At 58.9% G+C, this 19,818-nt stretch carries 20 protein-coding genes, 1 tRNA gene and 1 pseudogene; 6 read left to right on the forward strand and 16 right to left on the reverse strand.

The genetic code is table 11. The features are described 5' to 3' along the window. The first annotated feature begins 5 nt into the window (after window positions 1–5). From LPB19_RS05250 to LPB19_RS05260, 3 genes are read left to right on the forward strand one after another with little or no spacing between them, the layout of a single operon-like run. Window positions 6–851: an Mrp/NBP35 family ATP-binding protein gene (locus LPB19_RS05250; protein ID WP_206645055.1), complete on the forward strand. Its 846-nt coding sequence runs from the start codon at window positions 6–8 to the stop codon at window positions 849–851. Then, complete coding sequence (locus tag LPB19_RS05255) at window positions 848–1,552, forward strand: biotin/lipoate--protein ligase family protein (protein WP_206645056.1); 705 nt, start codon at window positions 848–850, stop codon at window positions 1,550–1,552. Before LPB19_RS05250 ends, LPB19_RS05255 begins: the two co-directional genes overlap by 4 nt. Then, entirely contained in the window at window positions 1,549–2,025 is a 477-nt protein-coding gene (locus tag LPB19_RS05260) for a DUF6505 family protein (protein ID WP_206645057.1), read from the forward strand. Before LPB19_RS05255 ends, LPB19_RS05260 begins: the two co-directional genes overlap by 4 nt. Here LPB19_RS05260 and LPB19_RS05265 read toward each other — a convergent pair whose 3' ends face one another. The 7 genes from LPB19_RS05265 to LPB19_RS05295 form a co-directional block, all read right to left on the reverse strand. After that, window positions 2,026–3,273 (reverse strand): molybdopterin-binding protein, encoded by a 1,248-nt coding sequence (locus LPB19_RS05265; protein ID WP_206645058.1) that lies wholly within the window; start codon window positions 3,271–3,273, stop codon window positions 2,026–2,028. After that, on the reverse strand, window positions 3,270–3,773 hold the full coding sequence (mobB, locus tag LPB19_RS05270; RefSeq protein WP_206645059.1) for a molybdopterin-guanine dinucleotide biosynthesis protein B: 504 nt from the start codon (window positions 3,771–3,773) through the stop codon (window positions 3,270–3,272). Before mobB ends, LPB19_RS05265 begins: the two co-directional genes overlap by 4 nt. Beyond that, window positions 3,770–4,357 (reverse strand): molybdenum cofactor guanylyltransferase MobA, encoded by a 588-nt coding sequence (gene mobA, locus LPB19_RS05275; protein ID WP_206645060.1) that lies wholly within the window; start codon window positions 4,355–4,357, stop codon window positions 3,770–3,772. Before mobA ends, mobB begins: the two co-directional genes overlap by 4 nt. Next, window positions 4,350–5,219, reverse strand: a complete 870-nt coding sequence (locus LPB19_RS05280; protein ID WP_206645061.1) for a formate dehydrogenase accessory sulfurtransferase FdhD — start codon at window positions 5,217–5,219, stop codon at window positions 4,350–4,352. Before LPB19_RS05280 ends, mobA begins: the two co-directional genes overlap by 8 nt. 71 nt (window positions 5,220–5,290) lie before the next feature. Next, the gene (locus LPB19_RS05285; RefSeq protein WP_206645062.1) at window positions 5,291–6,103 is read right to left on the reverse strand and encodes a substrate-binding domain-containing protein; all 813 of its coding nucleotides are present in this window, start codon (window positions 6,101–6,103) and stop codon (window positions 5,291–5,293) included. A gap of 24 nt (window positions 6,104–6,127) precedes the next feature. Further along, window positions 6,128–6,838, reverse strand: coding sequence for an ATP-binding cassette domain-containing protein (locus LPB19_RS05290; protein WP_206645063.1), 711 nt, complete (start codon window positions 6,836–6,838; stop codon window positions 6,128–6,130). Continuing rightward, on the reverse strand, window positions 6,831–7,526 hold the full coding sequence (locus tag LPB19_RS05295; RefSeq protein ID WP_206645064.1) for an ABC transporter permease: 696 nt from the start codon (window positions 7,524–7,526) through the stop codon (window positions 6,831–6,833). Before LPB19_RS05295 ends, LPB19_RS05290 begins: the two co-directional genes overlap by 8 nt. A gap of 353 nt (window positions 7,527–7,879) precedes the next feature. Here LPB19_RS05295 and LPB19_RS05300 point away from each other — a divergent pair, with 353 nt between their 5' ends. Continuing rightward, window positions 7,880–9,175, forward strand: a complete 1,296-nt coding sequence (locus tag LPB19_RS05300; RefSeq protein WP_206645065.1) for a Glu/Leu/Phe/Val family dehydrogenase — start codon at window positions 7,880–7,882, stop codon at window positions 9,173–9,175. 304 nt (window positions 9,176–9,479) lie between these two features. On the opposite strand, the gene LPB19_RS05305 is transcribed toward LPB19_RS05300, so the two are convergent. Together LPB19_RS05305 and LPB19_RS05310 are read right to left on the reverse strand one after the other, a co-directional pair. Then, a complete protein-coding gene (locus LPB19_RS05305; protein ID WP_206645066.1) occupies window positions 9,480–10,058 on the reverse strand; it encodes a PEP-CTERM sorting domain-containing protein in 579 nt (192 codons plus the stop codon). A 339-nt stretch (window positions 10,059–10,397) separates the two neighbouring features. Beyond that, window positions 10,398–12,461 carry a cytochrome-c peroxidase gene (locus LPB19_RS05310; RefSeq protein WP_206645067.1) on the reverse strand — a complete coding sequence of 688 codons (2,064 nt, stop codon included), beginning with the start codon at window positions 12,459–12,461 and terminating at the stop codon, window positions 10,398–10,400. Window positions 12,462–12,793: 332 nt separating this feature from the next. On the opposite strand from LPB19_RS05310, the gene LPB19_RS05315 reads away from it, so the two are divergent. Both LPB19_RS05315 and LPB19_RS05320 read left to right on the forward strand, forming a co-directional pair. Further along, entirely contained in the window at window positions 12,794–14,077 is a 1,284-nt protein-coding gene (locus LPB19_RS05315) for a PQQ-dependent sugar dehydrogenase (protein ID WP_206645068.1), read from the forward strand. A 59-nt stretch (window positions 14,078–14,136) separates the two neighbouring features. Then, on the forward strand, window positions 14,137–14,442 hold the full coding sequence (locus LPB19_RS05320; protein ID WP_206645069.1) for a c-type cytochrome: 306 nt from the start codon (window positions 14,137–14,139) through the stop codon (window positions 14,440–14,442). Between the two features lie 28 nt (window positions 14,443–14,470). On the opposite strand, the gene LPB19_RS05325 is transcribed toward LPB19_RS05320, so the two are convergent. The 7 genes and pseudogenes from LPB19_RS05325 to LPB19_RS05355 form a co-directional block, all read right to left on the reverse strand. Next, window positions 14,471–16,270 carry a S9 family peptidase gene (locus LPB19_RS05325; protein WP_228289221.1) on the reverse strand — a complete coding sequence of 600 codons (1,800 nt, stop codon included), beginning with the start codon at window positions 16,268–16,270 and terminating at the stop codon, window positions 14,471–14,473. 37 nt (window positions 16,271–16,307) lie between these two features. Continuing rightward, on the reverse strand, window positions 16,308–17,462 hold the full coding sequence (gene pqqE, locus LPB19_RS05330; protein WP_206645070.1) for a pyrroloquinoline quinone biosynthesis protein PqqE: 1,155 nt from the start codon (window positions 17,460–17,462) through the stop codon (window positions 16,308–16,310). Continuing rightward, window positions 17,459–17,740, reverse strand: coding sequence for a pyrroloquinoline quinone biosynthesis peptide chaperone PqqD (pqqD, locus tag LPB19_RS05335; protein ID WP_206645071.1), 282 nt, complete (start codon window positions 17,738–17,740; stop codon window positions 17,459–17,461). The genes pqqE and pqqD overlap by 4 nt, the downstream gene beginning before the upstream one ends. Window positions 17,741–17,744: 4 nt before the next feature. After that, window positions 17,745–18,470 (reverse strand): annotated as a pseudogene (gene pqqC, locus LPB19_RS05340) (pyrroloquinoline-quinone synthase PqqC); the annotation flags it as partial. Then, window positions 18,467–19,396 carry a pyrroloquinoline quinone biosynthesis protein PqqB gene (gene pqqB / locus LPB19_RS05345; protein ID WP_206645072.1) on the reverse strand — a complete coding sequence of 310 codons (930 nt, stop codon included), beginning with the start codon at window positions 19,394–19,396 and terminating at the stop codon, window positions 18,467–18,469. The pseudogene pqqC and the gene pqqB, both read right to left, overlap by 4 nt. Window positions 19,397–19,454: 58 nt before the next feature. Next, entirely contained in the window at window positions 19,455–19,526 is a 72-nt protein-coding gene (gene pqqA / locus LPB19_RS05350) for a pyrroloquinoline quinone precursor peptide PqqA (RefSeq protein ID WP_007153157.1), read from the reverse strand. A 198-nt stretch (window positions 19,527–19,724) separates the two neighbouring features. Then, a tRNA-Arg gene (locus tag LPB19_RS05355) sits at window positions 19,725–19,801 on the reverse strand. Between the last annotated feature and the right edge of the window lie 17 nt (window positions 19,802–19,818).

Here is a 19,818-nt window from a genome sequence, read left to right on the forward strand (position 1 = left end):
ACACCATGGTTCAATACACCGAAGTAGGCAAAGACAACCTGATTGGTACCGACGCACCCCGGCCCCAGGACAAGAACCCGAAGGGCATTGATCGCATCATCGCCATCGCCTCGGGTAAGGGCGGGGTTGGCAAGTCCACCGTTTCGTCCAACCTGGCGGTTGCCCTGGCGTCCAAGGGTTTGAAGGTGGGGCTGCTGGATGCCGATGTCTACGGCCCCAGCCAGCCCCGTATGCTGGGTGTGTCTGGTCGTCCTTCCAGCCCCGATGGACATACCATCCTGCCGCTGCGTAATCACGGGGTCACGCTGATGTCACTGGGGCTGATGGCGCCGGATGACGAGGCGATCGTGTGGCGCGGTCCGATGCTGATGGGGGCACTGCAACAGATGATGAACCAGGTGGATTGGGGCCGGCTGGACGTGCTGCTGGTCGATCTTCCCCCGGGCACCGGAGATGTCCAGATGACGCTGAGCCAGAAGTTTTTTGTTGCCGGCGCGGTGGTGGTCTCGACCCCTCAGGACATTGCCCTGATGGACGCGCGCAAGGGCATCGACATGTTCAACCGCATGGACGTGCCACTGTTCGGCCTGATTGAAAACATGGCTTCCTTTGTCTGCGATGGCTGTGGAAAGGAACACCATCCCTTTGGTCACGGCGGTGCCCGGGCCGAGGCGGAAAAACTGGGGGCGCCGTTCCTGGGTGAGATCCCGCTGGATCTGGATATCCGCGTCGGTTCCGACGGTGGCGTGCCCATTGTGGTGTCGAAGCCCGAGGGCCCCCAGGCGCAAGCCTTCCAGCGCATCGCCGATGCCATCATCGCCTCTGACGTCTACGCCCGGGCCATTCAATGATTGAGAAACCCCAGTTCCCGCCACTGTTGTCGGGCGAGGTGGTGCCCAAACATACCGACCCTTTCGACAAGGCGGTCAGCCGGGCCATCGCCGGTATCGACTCCGGTACCATTTATTATTCCGAAGCCGCCGACAGCCTGAAGGCGGCCCTGGTGCTGGCGCCGGAAACCCCGCTGGAAGAAGCCATACAGGCTGTCTACGTTGCGCAGATTGGTCTGGCTGAAAGTCTCGGCGCGCTGGCGCCCCCGGAAGTCCCGGTGTACTTTCAGTGGCCCGATCGTATCAAGGTGAACGGGGCCATCTGTGGTGGCGTTCGGTTTTCCGCGGATGTGTCGGACCCCAAGGCTCAGCCCAACTGGCTGGTTATCGGCATTGATATCCCGTTTTTGCCGTCAAGTGACGAGCCCGGTGACAATCCGAATCAAACCTGCCTGTTCAACGAAGGCTGTGGTGAGATTTCCCCCATGGCGTTGCTGGAAAGCTGGTCCAAGCACACACTGCTGTGGCTGACGTACTTCATGGACAGCGGATTTGAGCGGGTGCACAGCGAATGGCGGCCCCGCTGCGATACCCTGGGCGAAAGGATCGAACGGCCAAAGCCCGGTGTTTTTGTGGGGCTGGATGAAAAAGGCCGTATGCTATTGCGGCAGGACGTAATGACCGAGACAGTGAGCCTGATTGAATTCGCGGAGCACCTATGAAACTGGCCCGAACCCTGCGACTTGATGTGTCCGATGAAAACGTCTTTGACGACCCGGCGCCCAGCGGCGAGTGGGCCATTTCGGGTGGATTCGAGTTTTCCAACTGGACCGAAGCGGATCTCAAGGGCAAGGCCCGGCAGGCCTTCAGTAACGGCTGGTACAGCATCGAATCCGGTGGCCGAGCCAGTTTTGTGGGGGTGTGTGATATCACCGAAGCGGAACTCGAACAGCTGCGCCAGATGCTGGCGCAAACCTTCGTCGAAATCTACGGAGCGCCGGATATCGATGCGGCCTACCCGGTCGCCTGTGAAGAAATCGACCAGATGCGCAGCATGTGTGAAGACTTCGAAGATAATACCCTGCTGATGGTCAGCCGCGTGCTGACGGATTTGGGGGTGGAAGAGACCTATCGCTCCCGGGCGCCGCAGGATGCCTCACTGGAGGCCTTTGCCGTGCATGGCAGCGTCGACTGATCAGAGCCCGAAGCTACCGTAGGGAATGAACCGGACCGGGCTGCCCGGTTCGATTTTCTGGGCGCTCTCATCCAGCTCCACCAGACCCTCGGACCAGGCCAGGCCGGTGACCCGGCCGGAGCCTTCGGAACCGAACACCTCCACCTGTCCCTCGCGAACCCGCGCACGCAACATCTCGCTGCGCCCCGGCTTTTTGTGTTTGGAGAAATTGGCCGGCAGGACATAGCCCTGCGGTTCGAACCACTCACCGCCGGCCAGCAGCGCCATGGCCGGCGCGCCAAAGCGCAGTGCGCACACCCAGGCGGCAACCGGGTTGCCCGGCAATCCCACGACCGGCGTGCCCTGGAACATAGCCAGCGCCAGCGGGCGGCCCGGTTTGATCGCGATACGCCAGTTGCTGATGTCGCCGTGCGCCTTCAGGGTCTTCGATACATGATCCTCGTCGCCGGCCGAAATGCCGCCGCTGGTCAGGATCAGGTCGCACTGCTGAGCACCGCGCTCCAGTGCCGCTTTGACGTCGTCGGCCCGGTCGGGCACATGGCCGAGGTCCACCACCTGGTAGCCCAGCTGTGACACCAGGGCGCTCAGCATCGGGTGATTGGCATCGTAAATTTGCCAGTCGGCGACGGTGGAACCGACGGGTTTCACTTCATCGCCCGTGGACAGAATGCCGACCCGCAGCGGCTGATACACATCGACCGACGCGATGCCCACGCTGGCCAGGACGGAAATCTGTGTCGGCGTGATGCGGGTCGCCGCGGTGAGGATCGTGTCTTTTACCCGAATGTCTTCACCGGCTTTGCGCGAGTTGGCGCCGCCTTTCAGTGTGCCGTTTAAATGCAGTTGGCCATCGATAACATCGCAGTCCTCGTCCAGCACGACCGTGTCCGTGCCTGCCGGCATCATCGCCCCGGTCAAAATGCGGATGGCGTGGCCGTGGGGCACACGGCCGGCGTACGGTGCCCCTGCGGCACTGCGGCCATCCACCAGTGGCATGGTGCAGGGAACCTCGGTGACCGGGCCGGCAAACGCATAGCCGTCGACGGCGGAATTGCTGCTGGGGGGATGGGCGCGCGGGGCAACGACATCACTTGCCAGGATCCGGCCATTGAGCCGGGACAGCGGTACCGCGCGTTCAACGTCGACCACCGTGTGCAGGCGTGAACGCAGCCGCTCCAGTGCCTCATCTACCGGCGTCCAGTTCACCCCGGGGGGCAAGGCAAAACAGTCGTTTCGAAGTGCCTTCATGTGTCTCCTGCTAATGCCCGATGCTCCAGAATGAAATCTGCGATTCCGGCTACATCGTTTAACGCAAAACAAGGGCCGGAAAAATCCGACGCGTAGTCTGTTGCCACCGCAATAACGCTTGAGTCTTCCAGATGCCGGGGGGCGCGGGAACACTCTTGTCGGTGCACTTCAATCTTCGGGTGTGGGTGGGCTTTGAATCCTTCTATCACCACCCAGTCGCAGGGCCCCAGCCGCGCCAGCAGTTCCTCCAGCGTCGGCTCGTCGGCGCCGCGCAGTTCGTGCATGATGGCGAAGCGCTGGCCGCCGGCCAGAATGACTTCCCGGGCGCCGGCTTCCCGGTGGCGATAGCTGTCAGTACCGGGCTGATCCACATCCACGCCATGATGGGCGTGTTTGATCGAGTTTACCGTAAACCCCCGGTTTGCGAGTTCGCGGATGAGGGTGGTGGCCAGGGTGGTCTTGCCACAGTTTTTCCAGCCTGCGATGCCGATGATATTCACTTCAGGTAGCGCTCCGCCCAGGCCAGGTCTTCCGGTGTGTTGATATTGAAAAAGTCATTCTCACCGAACACCACCAGCGATTCCCCCTTGGCCTGGGTCCATTGGCGAATCTTGCGCACGCCGTCGTTCAGGGCGGCGCGCAAATCATCCCGTAACGCCACCTGCCAGCGGCCAAACGTGGGCTGGGGCAAACGGCCCCGTTCCGGGTCCGGTGTGGCTGCCAGCACCACCGGCGTGTCGTGTTCGGCTAGGCGTTGGGCCAGGTCCATGGGAAACGCAGGCGTATCTGCGGCGACACTGATCAGCCACTCGTGTCCTTGTTCGGCCGCCCAGTCCATGCCCGCCAGCACGCCAGCAAGTGGGCCGGGGTAATCGGCAATGGAATCGGCGACCACGGGCAAACCCAGATCGTCGAAACGGCTCAGGTCGCCATTGGCGTTGAGCACCACCGAATCCACCTGTGGCGTGATGCGGTCGATGACCCGTTCGATCAAAGACTGGGAACCGAGCATCAACCGCCCCTTGTCACCGCCGCCCATGCGGCTGGCCTGGCCACCGGCCAGAATCACGGCGCATTCAGTCATGCTGGGCTCCTTTGCGGCGCATTTTCTTATCGTCATCGGGCACTTGCGACAGGTCCTGGTCGAAAACCAGCCGGTGCTGGCCGCTCAGACAGGTGAACTTCTTGCCGCGCATCCGCCCGATCAGCGTTAAGCCCACCTGCCGGGCAATATCAACGCCCCAGGCGGTGAAGCCGGACCGACTGATCAATGTGGGGATGCCCATTAACGCCGTCTTGATCACCATTTCGGAGGTCAGCCGGCCCGTGGTGTAGAGCACCTTATCCGCCGCACTGATGTCGTTCAGGTGCATCCAGCCGGCGATCTTGTCCACCGCATTATGGCGCCCGACATCCTCCATGTAAGCCAAGACCTGTCGGCCATGACACAATGCCGTGCCGTGAATGGCGCCGGTTTCCATGTACAGGCTGGGCGTGTGGTTGATCTGATACGAGAGGTCGTAAAAGGTACTGGTGTGCACCGGAGTATCCGGCAGTGACAGCCCCTCGAGCCCTGCCATCATGTCACCGAACACGGTGCCCACGGCACAACCCGAGGTGCGGGTTTTCTTCTTCAGCTTTTCCTCGACGTTGGTGACGGTTGCGGTGCGAACCACCACCACTTCCAGTTCTTCGTCAAAATCAATTTTGGTGACCTGGTCGGTCTCTTTCAGCATGCCCTGATTGAGCAAAAAGCCGAGCGCCAGATACTCCGGGTAATCGCCGATCGTCATGGCCGTCACTATCTCCTGGCTGTTCAGGTAGATGGTCAGAGGGCGCTCTTCAATCACACTGATGGACTTGGCTTGTCCGGTTTCATCAACCCCCTCAACCGTTCGTGACAGTCGGGGGTCGGCGGGGTTGGGTAGAAGCGTTGCGGTCGTCATTATTGTTGTAGCCCGTTCAGAAAAGTCACTCACTTGAGTCTGCAAAACGCAGGGCGGCGGCGATCAATGCCTCAGTTGGCATTGGGAAAAAACAGCTGCTTGCCATCGACCTGGTAGGCGCCAATCGCGGTTTGTCCGCGCTCGGACAGCAGCCACTCGGTAAATGCCTGCGCAGCGTCCTTGTTGACGTTGGGGCATTTCGTGGCGTTGACGGGGATGACACCGTACTGATTAAACAGGGCCTCATCCCCTTCAAAAACGATGACGGCATCCTGCTTGTTGGCGAAGGTGATCCAGGTCGCTCTGTCGGTCAGCACATAGGCGCTGAGGCTAACCCCGGTATTCAGCGTTGCCCCCATGCCACTGCCGGTTTCCAGGTACCATTGCCCGGATCCGGCCTCCGGGTCGATCGAGGCCCTGCGCCACAGGGCGCGTTCTTTCTTGTGCGTGCCTGAGTCATCGCCCCGCGACGCGAACTTGGCTCCGGCCTGCTTGATTCTGCTCAGGGCGTCGACGGCACCGCTCGCCTCTTTCACGTTGGCCGGGTCGGTTTCGGGACCAATGATGACGAAGTCGTTGTACATCAGGTCGCGGCGGAACTCACCGTAGCCTGCCGCAACAAACTCCTCTTCGGCGGATCTGGCGTGCACCAGCAGCACGTCGCCATCGCAGCGCATGGCATTTTTGATCGCCTGGCCGGTGCCTACAGCAACGACATTAACCCGAACACCGGTGTCCTCTTCCAGCTTTGGCAGCAGATAGTCATACAGGCCACTGTTTTTGGTCGACGTGGTGGACTGAACGATGATGGACTCCGCAAAAGCGTGAGTGCTGGCCGCCAATGCAAAACAGGCGATCAGGTAACTCATGGTCGTTCCCTTCATTGCCGTCTTCTCCATTACTGCGCTTCAGAAAAGAATCTCACCGGCTAAATACGCCTTCGCGGCCGGGGTTTGGGGTGCGGAAAAAAACTGCTCCGCTGGACGGTGCTCGGCAACCTGTCCGTTTGATATAAATACGATTTCATCGGCCAGGCGTCGAGCCTGACTTTGGTCGTGACTGACCAGAATAACTTTGGTTCCCCGAGCGCTCTGGGCCTTGACCAGCGATTCAATCAACAACACTGAGGCAGGATCCAGACTGGCCGTCGCCTCATCCAGGAGCAATAGCGAGGGCTTGCTCAGCAGGGCTCGCGCCAGTGCCAGTCGTTGTTGTTCGCCACCCGATAGCATACGGGCTGGCTGGCCGGCTCGATCAGCCAGATGCACCGCCTCCAGCGCCGCCATCAACTGCTGCGGGTCGGATTTGGCGATGTCGGGGGCTGCGAAGGCCAGGTTCTGGAGTGCGGTCCGGCGCAGCAGGACCGGGTGCTGGAAAACCATCGCCTGCTGGTGGCGACTTTCGGGCACCGTCATGGGCCCCAGCGTGATTTGCCCGTGATCGGGGGTAATCAATCCGTGCAGCGAGCGCAGGAATAAACTCTTGCCCGCGCCGTTCGGGCCCATAATGACCGTGATACCCGGGTCCCGAATCAACAGATTGACGCCGCCCAGCAAGGCCCGTTCGCCTATCGTCAGGCGCAGATCGCTGATCCGGATCGGCAGCACCGCACTAGGCATACTGGCGTCTCCCGGCGTATTCCCGAACGCCGATCACCAGGGCATTGACCAGCAGCGACAGGACGAGCAACACCGTTCCCAACCCCAGCGCCAGTGTCAGGTTACCCCTCGAGGTTTCCAGCGCGATGGCCGTGGTCATAACCCGGGTCAGATGGTCAATATTGCCGCCAACAATGATAACGGCGCCGACCTCGGCAATGGCACGGCCGAAACCGGCCAGAATACAGGTGGTCAGCGAATACCGGGCATCCACCAGATACGCCACGATGGCGCGGCGCCCGGTAACGCCCATGGAATAAAACGTATCGTGGTATTCCTGATGGAGGCCATCGATCACCTGATTAGACAGCGCCGCGATAATCGGCGTAATCAGCACCACCTGCGCGATGATCATCGCCGTGGGGGTGTACAGCAGGCCCATCCACCCCAGCGGCCCGGAACGGGACAGCAGCAAATACACCATCAGCCCCACCACCACCGGTGGCATGCCCATCAGGGCATTGAGTAGAAGAATGCAGAATTTGCGACCGGGAAACTGGGTGATCGCTAAGTAGGTACCAAGGGGTAAACCGATGACGGCGGAGATGGCCAGTGCAATCAGACTGACACGGATGGATAGCCAGAGTATTTCGAACAGATCGGCATCGAGCGTGATAATCAGACGAAAGGCTTCAGCCAAGGCATCCATGTATAGGCGGAGTCCTGCACCAGTGAATCGAAGTTTGCACGCTCTTTCTCTAAGATTCGCAAGGGTTTAGGTTGGAGTCAACCGGATGGGTGGTGAAAGTGAGGCGATGCCATGCGTCGATTGAATTGAGGCGTGGTCCAACCACCCGCTGAAGACAGGTGTTTACTCCTTTTGAAGCAGCAAGAACGTGCCTCGCCAGGCAAATCACGCTTGAAAGCTTTTTGATGTATTGGTCCCTGATCGGCTGAGACCAGTCTCATCGTATTTTAAGTCTAAGCTTTTACGGTTCTTCCTTGGGCACCATACTGCCTGACGCCCCCACACCATATAGACGAGATTCAAGGAGAGTTGCTTTGGCCAGTCATAACAGCCTGCTGAACGATGCCCAATCCCGGCTGACGGATATTTTCGATCGGCTGGATGTCGAGGATGACGTTCGTCATCAGTTCGGGCAACCCGACCGCATTCATCAGGCGGCCATTCCGGTGCGGATGGACGATGGCAGTCTGCAAACGTTTCCGGCGTGGCGGGTGCAGTACGATCAGACCCGGGGGCCGTGTAAGGGTGGGGTGCGCTTTCATCCCGACGTGGATGCCGACGAAGTTGCGACTTTGAGTTTCTGGATGGTCATCAAGTGTGCCGTTGTCGATATCCCCTTCGGCGGCGCCAAAGGGGGTATTCAGGTTGATCCCAAATGCCTTTCCCGTCTGGAACTTGAGCGCCTGTCCCGGGGCTATATCCGGGCCTTTTACGATGTGATCGGGCCCGATCGGGATATCCCCGCCCCGGACGTCAACACCAACGAAACCATTATGGGCTGGATGGCGGACGAGTACGCTGAAATTACCCGCCGGAAAGTGCCTGCCATTATTACCGGCAAGCCGATTGGTCTGGGGGGATCGCAGGGACGTACCGCGGGCACGGGGCGTGGTGCCCTGCACGTGCTGGAAGCCTGGGCCAAGCATACCGATCAGCGCCGAGAAGACATGACCGTCGCCGTGCAAGGCTTTGGCAACGCGGGTTATCACTTCGCCCGACTGGCCAGGGAGGCCGGTTACCGCATTGTTGCACTGTCCGATTCGCAGGGTGCGATCTACGCCGACCAAGGTCTCGATCCGGAGCCCATCTGGCAGCACAAGAACGAAGCTCGCGAACTCAAGGGGATGGTCTATTGCGAGTCGTCGGTGTGTGAGGAAAGCGGGGTGGATCAGATTAGCCAGGAAGAACTGCTGGCGCTGGATGTGGATGTGCTGGTGCTGGCGGCGCTGGAAAATGTCATCACCACCGACAACGTAGGAGACGTGCGCGCGGGCGCCATTCTGGAAATTGCCAACGGCCCGGTGACGGCCGACGCCGACCAGCAGCTGGAAAAGCAGGGCGTTACGGTCCTGCCGGACATACTGGCCAATGCCGGCGGTGTGATGGTCAGTTATCTGGAATGGGTTCAGAACCGAACCGGGGATTACTGGCGCGAAGACTACATTAATGATCGCCTGGAGGAGCAGCTCGTCAGTCAGGCCCAGCTGTGTTTCGAGCGGGCTGATAAAGAGGAGGTGGGATACCGAGCCGCTGCCTATTTGCAGGGTATCGAGCGGATTGCGGCCACCATCGAAAGCTGTGGTACCCAGCGGTATTTCAACGGCGAGTAACGCCTTAACCCACAAAGAAGCCCGCTCTTGAGGAAGCTTCTCGTTACCCTCAGCAAAGCCAGCAAGCCGGATGGTTTTCGCAGTCAGACCGAGAAATGATGCGATTTAATAATAACTTGGGGTTATGAACATGAAGGGCGTCAGGGGCGGTTGACTTGTCTGATTCAAACGGCGATGGCCCTGTGCAACCTGGGGTTCGTGGAAAATGAGGAGGGCGCCACTCGCTGTTCAAAAGTGGCGCCCATCACTTCGTGCCTAGTTCCGCCGGCTCATTTTTATTGGGAAGTTTGTGCAGGAGTATCAATTACGCCGCTTTACGTCGCCGAGCCAGCAATCCCAAACAGCCAATGCCTAGAAGCGACAGGGTTCCGGGCTCCAAAACCGCGAAAGGGTCAGAGAAGTTTGTCCAAGTACCTGCAACCCGGGTGTCATTCAGGCTGAATGTGTTCCATTCGGTTCCAAGCGTATCAAATTCATCGCCCACCGCGGGCTTGTTGTGGACCAAAAATTCGAACCCGACCAACATGCCATTTAAAAACTGCAGTTCCGGGAAGCCAAAGCCAGAAAAAAAATCAATATCATCGGATTCCACAAACGTCGTTGTGCCGATATTCATGGTCAGGCTGCCGCCAAAACCGTTGGCGTCGGTTCCCAGCCCTATAAACTCATCGCCAATGCCGGTCAGCAGCATGCCATCGTAGGTCGTCGACCCGGTTACAGTGTCACCCGCATTGAGCCCGAACGTGTTATTTTGGTCCGCAGAGTCCACGGTGCCGAAAAAGTTTACCTGCATCAGGCCTGCCGTAGCGGTGCCGGAGCAAGCAAGTAGAAGCCCGGCGATCGCGGGCAGGATTGTGCCAAAGCGCTTAGTGTTATTCATCATGATACCTAAAGTCCTTTTCGAGGTCGGCGTTTGCCTTACAGGCAGCCACGAAGTGTTAAGCGGGACCTGTAATCCCACTAAGGCCGTCAAGCATGAAGTATGCCGCCTAAAATAAAGTTCTGGTTTTCCAATTAAATTCTTAAGGTTTGGTGTCCGTACTGTCGCTGTTTTCGTTATGTCGTAAAAAAAACTGACAGGCGTCTGCCTTAACAGCCCGCCAGCCACCGCAAACTGAGCCTCAGTCGGCGCCAAAATCGGGCCAATTGAATGAAAGATCTGGAAAGGGATGGATCAACAGAAAAAGGCCCGCTCGAAAGCGGGCCTTTTTTTACAGGGGGGTTATGGAGACGTTAGGTTCTGCTCAAAACTGCGCACGGGGGTCGATCTGCCGGAGGCGCCCACCGCAGGCAACTCAAGCCACTGATCAACCGCTGTGCCATCGCCAAAGTCGGTCACGCTGTTCTGGTCTCCCACATGCCCGTCGGGCACAAACAGCTGAGGGTGATCGAAAGGCGCTCGGGCAAACCTCACCCGTTCGTCCGTCGCGGCCTTCATAAATGCTACCAGCGCCGCCAATTCCACATCGGTCAACCCCAGCGGCACGATGTCCGGGTCCAGGTTGCTGCAATTATTACCGAAGCCGGAGGTATCGCCGCAGCCCTGGCTGCGTCTATCGCCACCGCGGTTATAAAACTCTACCACCTGCTCGAGGGTCGCCTGGCCACCATTATGAAAGTAGGGGCTGGTCAGCTCCACGTTTCGGATGGTCGGGGTCTTGAAGGCTCCGTCTACGGCCACTCGCTCTCCCGGTACTATCGGGCCGGGGATTTCAAACCGTTGCGGATCAAAATTGAAATCATCAATCTTGGGGCCAAACACTTCCTGCCGGGCGAAAGACAGCGGGAATCCTGCCAGAGACGCCCCCACACCGAGGTCCTCCCGACTGGGCCGCACGCCAATGTTGTAGAAGCCGCCATCATAGACCGCCGTGGCACCATCGCCCATGATCATGCGCTCGATGGACTCTTCGTTGCCAAAGGGCTGATTTGCCCGCGCACGCACGGTCGCGCCGGTAAATTCCGGTCCCTCATGGCAGTTAACGCACTTGCCTTTATCGAGGAATACCTCAAAGCCGAGCTTTTCCTGGGCGGTCAGTGCGGTGTCTGCCCCGGCCATGAACGAATCGATGGGAGTCTGGTCCGAGATCAGGGTGTTTTCGTACAGCAGAATGGCCAGTCCCCAGAACAGCGAAAAATTCACTTCCATCTGACGGTAGCCGGCCTCGGTGGTATCCTCAGGCAGCGGGGTTCCGTTGGCGGTAAATAGCTGGGATGAAGACCAGTAGGGGGCATGGAAGGCTTGTTCAACCATGTCGCCATAAGTCGAAATCAGCCCCTTGGCGGGCCGGCGACGAGTTCCGCTATTATCCTTCAGCGGGCCCAGCACACTGTCGTTGGCGTGCACTAATTGGAACGAGAGGGGTTTTCGGTCCAGCAGCTTGCGGCCAAGATCTGCGAATTGACGTCCGGCACAGCTGCTTTCAAAGTCCGAGAGCGCTGGCCCCACGGCCTGCGAGGCCAGACTGCCGTTATCCAGTCGCACCTGCACCTTGGCCACTGAACCGTCCGGCTGTACCTTTACGACGCCGGGTTCCGGGTTGCCGTCAGATGCCAGCAGACCGCGCTCTCCCAGGGGGTTCAGGCCATTGAAGATATTATTGGCCCGGCCATCCCAGAAGTTGCGGTGAAAGAAGGCGGCGTTAATGACGGTGGGAGCATTTCGCGGCTCGACCTTCCGTACCGCTATCCCCCCGACATTGAAGATCGAGTCCACTGGCGGAGTGCATTGATCGTTGCGCCTGAGGGGGTCGATGGGCGTCAAGGAAAAGCCACTGCCAAAGGTGCCTTGGGAGGACACAACATCATTCATATCATGGAGAATAGTAGACTCCCGATTGTTTGGGTCAGCCAACCGCCGAAGGGGGAAGTCCTCCAGTGTCATCTCATAGTTGGGGCCCCGGTTCCCGGTAAAAGTGTGGTCGAAAATGCTGTCGGGGTTGATGGCGTCGAGTAGACCGGGGCTGAGCTGATTCTTGGTCCGGTTGTCGGCTCCGGCGGCAAAGTGACAGGAGGCGCAGGCCTGGCCATCGCTGCCTGCCTGCATATCCCAGAAGAGCGCCTTGCCCAGGGCAATGGCGGCATCGCGATCTTTTACGAAGTCATTCAGTTGGCTGGGTACGGGGACCGGAATTTCGCTTAAAGTGGCAGGACCACCGAACCTTTCAATGGCCATTGCCCTGAGGCTGACATCGTCCAAGTGCTCAGCGCCTGCGGAGCTGGCATAGAAGTTTACACAGGCGAGTGCGGTGAGCACTGCACCGGTGGTGATGCGTTTGTTGTTCATGGGTCACACCAGTTGCGTTGAGGGTTTTATTATCGGGGCGCCCACCACGGCCCCTAGCACAAAATTGCAGCAGATTCTGTGCCTGAGTCACAGATCAGCATAAGATTTGAAAGTGTTAAAGCGGCTTTATCTCAGGGTATCCGCCGCCGGGGGTGTCGGGTTGTAAAATAGTTCGACGCAGGACCCGCTTATTTTTCCTTGAATGAATTGCGTGATAATGGGCTTTGCCTTCGGATGGGCAAGGGGCAAACTTGACGAATTTTTAACCAGACCTAATCTCTTTGTGTGGTGTGTTCTATAAACACAAAAACAATACGGATGGTTAAAAAATCATGAAAAAATCCTCTTACATACGTTATGTGAGTGTCGTGGCAGCCTCGTCGGTATTGTTGGGGTTGCCGCTGAGCTCGCAGGCCGAGGCGCCCCAAGTCAAGCAAACTGTGTTCATGGAGGGCCTCGAAAATCCCTGGGACATGGCCTTCTTGTCCGATGGAACCATGTTTGTTACTGAAAAGTGCAAAGGCCTCTCGGTCCGACTCCCGGATGGCACGGTCAATAACCTGCTTGGCATGGGAGGCACCGACGGCTATTCGATGACCGCCGACGATCTGTTCTGCAACGGACAAGCGGGCATGAATGGTGTCGCTCTCGATCCGGACTTTGACAGCAACCGGACGGTCTTTGTTTATTCCGCCTCGCGCATGGGCGACGACCCTGCGACGAACCGCGTGTTACGACTGACGGTCAGCGACGATTTTTCCAGCGTCTCGGACCGGACAGACATTGTTGAGAACATTCCCTACAAGCAGGCGCCCACCGATCACCCCTTCGGTGACGCTGGCGCTCATAATGGAGGCCGCATCCGCTTTAGTCCTGATGGTTTCCTCTACGTGACCACCGGCGACAATCACAACAGCAGCCTGCCACAATTCGGAGACAATCTTGGCTCCAAGGTCTTGCGCATTGACCGTGACGGCAAGGCCGCCCCGACGAACGCGGACGCGTTACCGGATGGATTCGATGCCCGAACCTACACCTACGGCCACCGCAACGTTCAGGGCATTGCCTTCCATCCGCAAAGTCAGCAGCCCATCATCACCGAACATGGCCCATGGCATACCGATGAAGTAAATGCTCTGGTGCCCGGTGGTAATAGTGGGTGGGACCCCCGGCCTAACATGGCAGGACGTGGCGATTGCCCGGATGACTACTGCGGCTATGAGCCAAACCAGAACGAAGGCATGGACCCTGAAGAAAGAAGGAAATACATGCCGATGACCGATTTTGAAACCTACCCGGATGCCATGAAGCCACTGTGGACCAATAACAACTACTCTCAGGGCATCAGCAGCGCGGCGTTCCTGGCGGGTGAGCAGTGGGGTGACTGGGACGGTCGTCTGGTGGTCAGTTTCCTCGGCATTGGCTTCGGTGACACGCCGGTGGGCCAGCGTATAAATGTCATCCACCTGGTACCAGAGGGGCCAGAAATCGTGGATAACACCGAGATGCCTCTGTCAGCCGGGCCGGCCCGCTTCCGTGGCCTGGTGATGGGACCGGATGGTTCCCTCTATGCCGCGACGGATGAAGGTCAGATTCATCGGTTTACCCCAGAGTAAACGGTCGACCGCACTGCCTCGGGGCAGTGCGGTTTTTACCAGACAGTTGAGGACATCCTGTGGTACGTATTCTGTTAGGTTCGATAACCATCGCTCTGCTTTCCACCCACTTGCACGCGGCGGATCTGGAGGCGGGCAAAGAACTGTATTCCAATAATTGTGCCCAGTGTCACGGCCCCACAGCAAAGGGCATGGCCAGTTTCCCAGCCCTGGCAGGTCGCGATGCGAGTTACCTTCAATCTCGTCTCGAAACCTACCGTGCCGGTGAGAGGGTGGGAGCAAACTCCGGGTTGATGATTCCGAATGCGCGAAATCTGAGTGACGAAGACATAGCCAATCTTTCGGGCTTCATCTCCCAACTTTAACCAGGCGACCCGCCTGACAAGCGTGCAATCAGCGTTGCAGGAACTGCCGGTAGAACGCGGCCAGCCGAGTTAACATATCCGCCTGATTCGATGCCTTCCGAAAGCCGTGGCCCTCATCAGGATACACCTGTACCAGCGACTCCCGGCCGTTGGCGCGTATCGCCGTTGCCATACGTTGAGTCTGTTCGGGAACCACAATGGCATCCTGCCCACCCTGGAAAAAAGCTGTGGGTTGCTGGATGCGGTGCGCCTGCCTCAGGGGCGAACGCTCTCTCCAGCGTTCCGGCGACTCCTCGAAGGAGCCGAGGAGCCAGTCCAGATAGCCTGATTCAAAACGATGGGTCATTTTCCGCAAGCGTTCGGGATCACTGACTCCGAACTGACTCACGCCGGCCGTGAAATAAGCTGACGAGACCAGCGCCATCAATGCCGTATAGCCTCCCGAACTGCGTCCCTGAATAAAGACGGCCTGACCGCTGGCCTTGCCCTCACTGACGAGGTGCCGGGCGGCTCGCTCGATGTCCTGAACATCGACCACCCCCCACTGGCCAGCCAGGCACAGTCGAAAGTCGCGGCCAAAACCGGAACTGCCCCGATAATTCACCTCGGCAACTGCAAATCCCTGGTGGCAGAGAAACTGAACCTGGGGATTCAGCACGGGGCTGATCATGGCGGTTGGCCCCCCGTGCGCGATCATCACCAGTGGGGCGTCATCCATTTGTCCAGGCTGGGAATGCACCGGTGGGTAGTAGAACCCACTGACGACAACGGCCTGTTCCTCACTGTCCGGCAGCCGGAATGGCTCGGGCGATGAAAGCGCAATCTCACCAAAGGGTGTCTCGCCGCCGGCCAGCACATGGATCTGGCCGGTGTCAGTAGCCACAGAAAGGACCGCGTCGAGCCGGTCTGCTGACCGCGCAATGCAGTAGGCCCGGTTTTCCTGCCGGGTCAGGCATCGGAAATCAATATAGGAATCAGCCAGTTGTTGCGGCGACGCGTCACGGCCGGAGTTCCACCACAGCCCGGCCATACCATTGCGATATCGCACCCGCAGCCATCCGCCCTCTGGCAGCGGCAAATGCTGGCTTTCACCCAGTTGCCAGGGCGCGCTCGCCTGGTCTTCCGGGGTGTCGTCAAGACAACGCCAGCTCCCGTTCTCATCCATTTGCCAAGGCTGCCACCAGCCCAGATGATCCGACAGCACGTACAGGGTTTCGCCCACGAATAGCGGTTGCTGGACGCAGGCGCGAGTTGGCGACGGGAAGGGCATGACTGGCCTGGCGTCCACAAGCCTGCCATCGTCACTGACTTTGGCCAGCCAGAGCACCGACGCAACCCACGGCATATCCGGTAATTGCCAACTGATCCAGGCCAGTTGCCGGCCGCTGTCGGATACCGCAGGCGCACTGTAGAAATCCTCACCTTGATGCAGGGTTTCCAGCTTTCCCTGGCGAATCGCGACCAGTTGCTGGCCATCGGCATCTTCCCGCACGGCCAGTAGCCGCTCCCGGTGCCGATCCCACACCAGGCCGCCGTAGCAGGCACTGGCATCATCGGTCACAGGGCTGAACCTTCCAGTCTCGGGGAAAATGACGTAGATCTGCTGGCTGGAGGATTCTATGGCAAATAGCCGGTCCGAAGTCGCGCATAGGGCGCCACCGCCATAGCCGTTTACCTGGCTTCGGACGCCCAGGGTATCCGGCAGTAAGGGGGCGGAGCCCTCGCCAGACCCGGCCAGGGTATGAATCAGATTCAGGCCGGAATCCGGGTCGGTTTCGAGCCAAAAGACACCGGCTTGCGAGGCTACAAGCTCGCTACGCTGTATCAACCCGGCAGCGGCCTGTTCGGCGGTCAGCCGCGGGATATCAGCTCCGGAAGAACAGCCGGGAGTTCTCGGTGTTGCGATAGGTCAAATCCTCCAGCCCCGTGGTGGCATGATCGGCAGCGCGTCGGGCTGCCAAAACACGATCATGGTGGGGTGATTTACTGCACACGGGGTCTGCATTGTCCGCGTTGCCAGTGAGCAGATAGGCCTGACACCGACAACCGCCGAAATCCCTGGCTTTCTCATCGCAGGAGCGACAGGGCTCCGGCATCCAGCTGTCGCCGCGGTAATGGTTGAAGCCGGGGCTGTCGTACCAGATCGTCCGCAGATCGGTCTCGCAGACATTGGGAAAGTCGATCGGCAGCATTCGCGCACTGTGGCATGGCAGCGCGGTGCCATCAGGCGCGACGGTCAGGAACAGACTTCCCCAGCCGTTCATGCAGGCCTTTGGGCGCTCTTCGTAGTAGTCAGGGGTGACAAAGATCAGTTTCATCCGGGAGCCCGAGGCTGCCAGCCGTTCCCGGTAGGATTTCACGGCTGTCTCTGCGGTCAGCAGTTGTGTCTTGGAGGGCATCAGAGCCTCCCGGTTTCTGAAGGCCCAGCCATAATACTGACAGGTGGCCAACTCAACGTAATCGGCATCGAGACGGTCGCAAAGATCGATGATGTCATTCATCTGATGGATGTTATGGCGGTGAATGACGAAGTTCAGCACCATCGGGTAACCGGCTTCCTTCACGGCCCGGGCCATGGCCAGCTTCTGCTCGAAGGCTTTTCGTGAACCGGCCAATGCGTTGTTCAACTCGGAATCAGACGCCTGGAAGCTGACCTGGATATGGTCCAGCCCGGCCTCCAGGAACGTGTCTACTTTGGCTTTGGTGAGGCCAATGCCGGAGGTAATCAGGTTGCTGTAATAGCCCAGGTGGCGGGCCTCGCCAATCAGCTCGGCAAGATCCTGGCGGACCAGTGGTTCGCCTCCGGAAAAGCCGAGCTGCGCGGCCCCCATCTCACGTCCCTGACGCAGCACCTCCATCCACTGTTCGGTGCTGAGCTCTGTTTGCGTATGTGCAAAATCTAACGGGTTAGAGCAATAGGGACACTGCAAAGGGCAACGGTAAGTGAGCTCTGCCAGCAACCAGAGCGGTGGCCCGACTTCAGTTGAACGTTGTTCTGGCGCTATGTCTCGGTGTGTCATGTCAGATCAATCCAGTCGTTCTTCCGGGCCTCCCCGAGAAAGTCCATCACATCATCAGACAGCGACCCGGCATCGGGGTAGCTCTGCTCCAGGCGCTCGATTATGTCAGCGACGGAACGTTTGCCATCCACTTCATTCAGTATGGCTCCGGCACTGCCGTTTAGCCGCACCATCCCCTCGGGATAGAGCAGCACGTAAGCGTTCTGCGCCGGCTCCCACTGGAACCGGAAACCGACTCTGAAACGAGGCACAAGGTGCGGTTGGATCACGTCGTTCATTACACCCCCGGTGCCAGGCAGGCTGGTTGGTGACGGTGTGGTAGGGAGGTGTGCCGTGGCGATAGGCCATGGTCAGGGCGTCCAGGATCGTCCACAGGATGTCCAGTTTGAACTGAAGTATTTCCAGCGCCCGCTCCTGTTGATCGGGCGTCGTAAAGTGGTCCAGTGTGATCGTAAGTCCGTGCTCAACATCCCGGCGGGCTTCGGACAGCCGCTTTCTGAAATAGGAATAGCCTTCGGTTTTGATCCAGGGGTAATGGGCGGGCCAGCTGTCCAAACGCGACTGGTGAATCTCCGGCGCGAACAGTTCGGTCAGCGAGGAGCAGGCAGCTTCCTGCCAGGTCGCACGACGGGCAAAATTCAGGTAGGCATCGACCGCAAACCGGACGCCGGGCAATACGTGACGCTGGTCGACGACCTCCTCGCGGCTCAGCCCTACCGACTCGGCCAGGCTCAGCCAGGCTTCGATGCCACCTTCGTCTCCGTCATGGCCGTCATGATCAAGCACCCGCTGAAGCCAGAGTCGCCGTACCGATGCGTCCGGACAGTTGGCCATGATCGCGGCATCCTTGCGCGGAATGTTGACCTGATAATAGTAACGGTTGGCCACCCAGCCGCGAATTTGTTCCGGCGAACAATCACCGCTGTACATGGCTTGATGGAAGGGGTGATGAATATGGTAATACTTGCCTTTCGCCAGAAGTGCGGTTTTAAAGTCTGCCCGATTCATTGCTGCCCCAGCAGTTCAAGGTGCATCCCGTCATACGCCACTTCAATGCCGTGACTGGCCAGAATGGCGCGCTCCCTGGAAGACTCATCAAGAATTGGGTTGGTGTTGTTGATGTGGATCAGGATTTTGCGCGCCGCAGGCATGCTGTCCAGAACGTCAATCATTCCACCGGGGCCGCTTTGCGCCAGGTGACCCATTTGCTGTCCGGTCCGGGTGCCGACTTCACAGCGCTGCATTTCATCATCCTGCCACACCGTGCCGTCCACCAGGAGGGTATCCGCCTTACCCATCCATGCCAGAATATTGGCGTCCGGTTTGCCGAGCCCGGGTGCGTAGAGTGCGGTCGCGCCATTGCGGGTGTCCTCGATAAACAGACCGATATTGTCACCGGGGTGGGGGTTGTTGCGTCGGGGTGAATACGGTGGCGCGTTGCTGAGTAACGGAATGGCGGTCAGCCGCAACGAAGGCGCGCAGGGGATGGTAAAAGAGGTCTGGTCTGAGGACGGAATCTCATGCCAGCGTGGGCCACCGTTCCAATGCTTCAGCATGTTGAAAAGAGGGAAACCGCTGCTCAGATCTTCGTGCACCTGAGTTGTACTCCACACATCCAAGGGCATGCCTTCGCGGAGCATGAGCAGGCCCGTGGTGTGGTCGACCTGGCTATCAAACAGCAGCACCGCGCTGATGCCGGTATCCCGCAGAGCGCGGGCGGGCTGCATGGCGTCGAACGAGGCAAGCTGCGCGCGAATGTCCGGGGAGGCGTTGCAGAGAATCCAGTGCTCGCCGTCCTCACTGATGGCTATCGAGGACTGAGTGCGAGCCTGAGCTTTCAACGTGCCTTTGCGGAACCCATCGCAGTTGTGACAGTTGCAGTTCCATTGGGGGAAGCCTCCCCCTGCGGCGGAACCAAGTACATGAATGTGCATTTGGAACGCTCCGAGGAAGGAGTGGCCAGCCTGTCCGCGCTGGCCGTCTGTTCAGATCTCAACGATTGGCGAAATACATGGTGACTTCGAAGCCAATGCGTAGATCTTCATAAGCTGGTTTGGTCCACATATAGGTGTCCTCTCTATTACTAAGGGCTACATTGCTACGGGCTACTGCTATGAGACGTTGATCGATTTTTCGGCAACTCTCTAATCAGAGTAGTTGCTCTTCCGGGAACTTTGAAATCGCCCTTGGAAATAAATTTGCGTTGCCTGGACGCGGCCCAATAAAAAAGGCCTGCGCTTGCACGCAGGCCTTTCAGAGAGATGGCCCGCCCGAGAGGATTCGAACCTCTGACCTCTGCCTCCGGAGGGCAGCGCTCTATCCAGCTGAGCTACGGGCGGGTGAAATGTAACGCGGT

Source organism: Marinobacter salinisoli, from assembly GCF_017301335.1.
In the GTDB taxonomy this organism is placed as follows: Bacteria; Pseudomonadota; Gammaproteobacteria; order Pseudomonadales; family Oleiphilaceae; genus Marinobacter; species Marinobacter salinisoli.

Bases quoted from the DNA above. Each gene is read 5' to 3' on its own strand.
- LPB19_RS05250 (WP_206645055.1), top strand. From the start codon at position 6: ATGGTTCAATACACCGAAGTAGGCAAAGACAACCTGATTGGTACCGAC.
- LPB19_RS05255 (WP_206645056.1), top strand. From the start codon at position 848: ATGATTGAGAAACCCCAGTTCCCGCCACTGTTGTCGGGCGAGGTGGTG.
- LPB19_RS05260 (WP_206645057.1), top strand. From the start codon at position 1,549: ATGAAACTGGCCCGAACCCTGCGACTTGATGTGTCCGATGAAAACGTC.
- LPB19_RS05265 (WP_206645058.1), bottom strand. From the start codon at position 3,273: ATGAAGGCACTTCGAAACGACTGTTTTGCCTTGCCCCCCGGGGTGAAC.
- mobA (WP_206645060.1), bottom strand. From the start codon at position 4,357: ATGACTGAATGCGCCGTGATTCTGGCCGGTGGCCAGGCCAGCCGCATG.
- LPB19_RS05280 (WP_206645061.1), bottom strand. From the start codon at position 5,219: ATGACGACCGCAACGCTTCTACCCAACCCCGCCGACCCCCGACTGTCA.
- LPB19_RS05285 (WP_206645062.1), bottom strand. From the start codon at position 6,103: ATGAAGGGAACGACCATGAGTTACCTGATCGCCTGTTTTGCATTGGCG.
- LPB19_RS05290 (WP_206645063.1), bottom strand. From the start codon at position 6,838: ATGCCTAGTGCGGTGCTGCCGATCCGGATCAGCGATCTGCGCCTGACG.
- LPB19_RS05295 (WP_206645064.1), bottom strand. From the start codon at position 7,526: ATGGATGCCTTGGCTGAAGCCTTTCGTCTGATTATCACGCTCGATGCC.
- LPB19_RS05305 (WP_206645066.1), bottom strand. From the start codon at position 10,058: ATGATGAATAACACTAAGCGCTTTGGCACAATCCTGCCCGCGATCGCC.
- LPB19_RS05310 (WP_206645067.1), bottom strand. From the start codon at position 12,461: ATGAACAACAAACGCATCACCACCGGTGCAGTGCTCACCGCACTCGCC.
- LPB19_RS05315 (WP_206645068.1), top strand. From the start codon at position 12,794: ATGAAAAAATCCTCTTACATACGTTATGTGAGTGTCGTGGCAGCCTCG.
- pqqE (WP_206645070.1), bottom strand. From the start codon at position 17,462: ATGACACACCGAGACATAGCGCCAGAACAACGTTCAACTGAAGTCGGG.
- pqqD (WP_206645071.1), bottom strand. From the start codon at position 17,740: ATGAACGACGTGATCCAACCGCACCTTGTGCCTCGTTTCAGAGTCGGT.
- pqqB (WP_206645072.1), bottom strand. From the start codon at position 19,396: ATGCACATTCATGTACTTGGTTCCGCCGCAGGGGGAGGCTTCCCCCAA.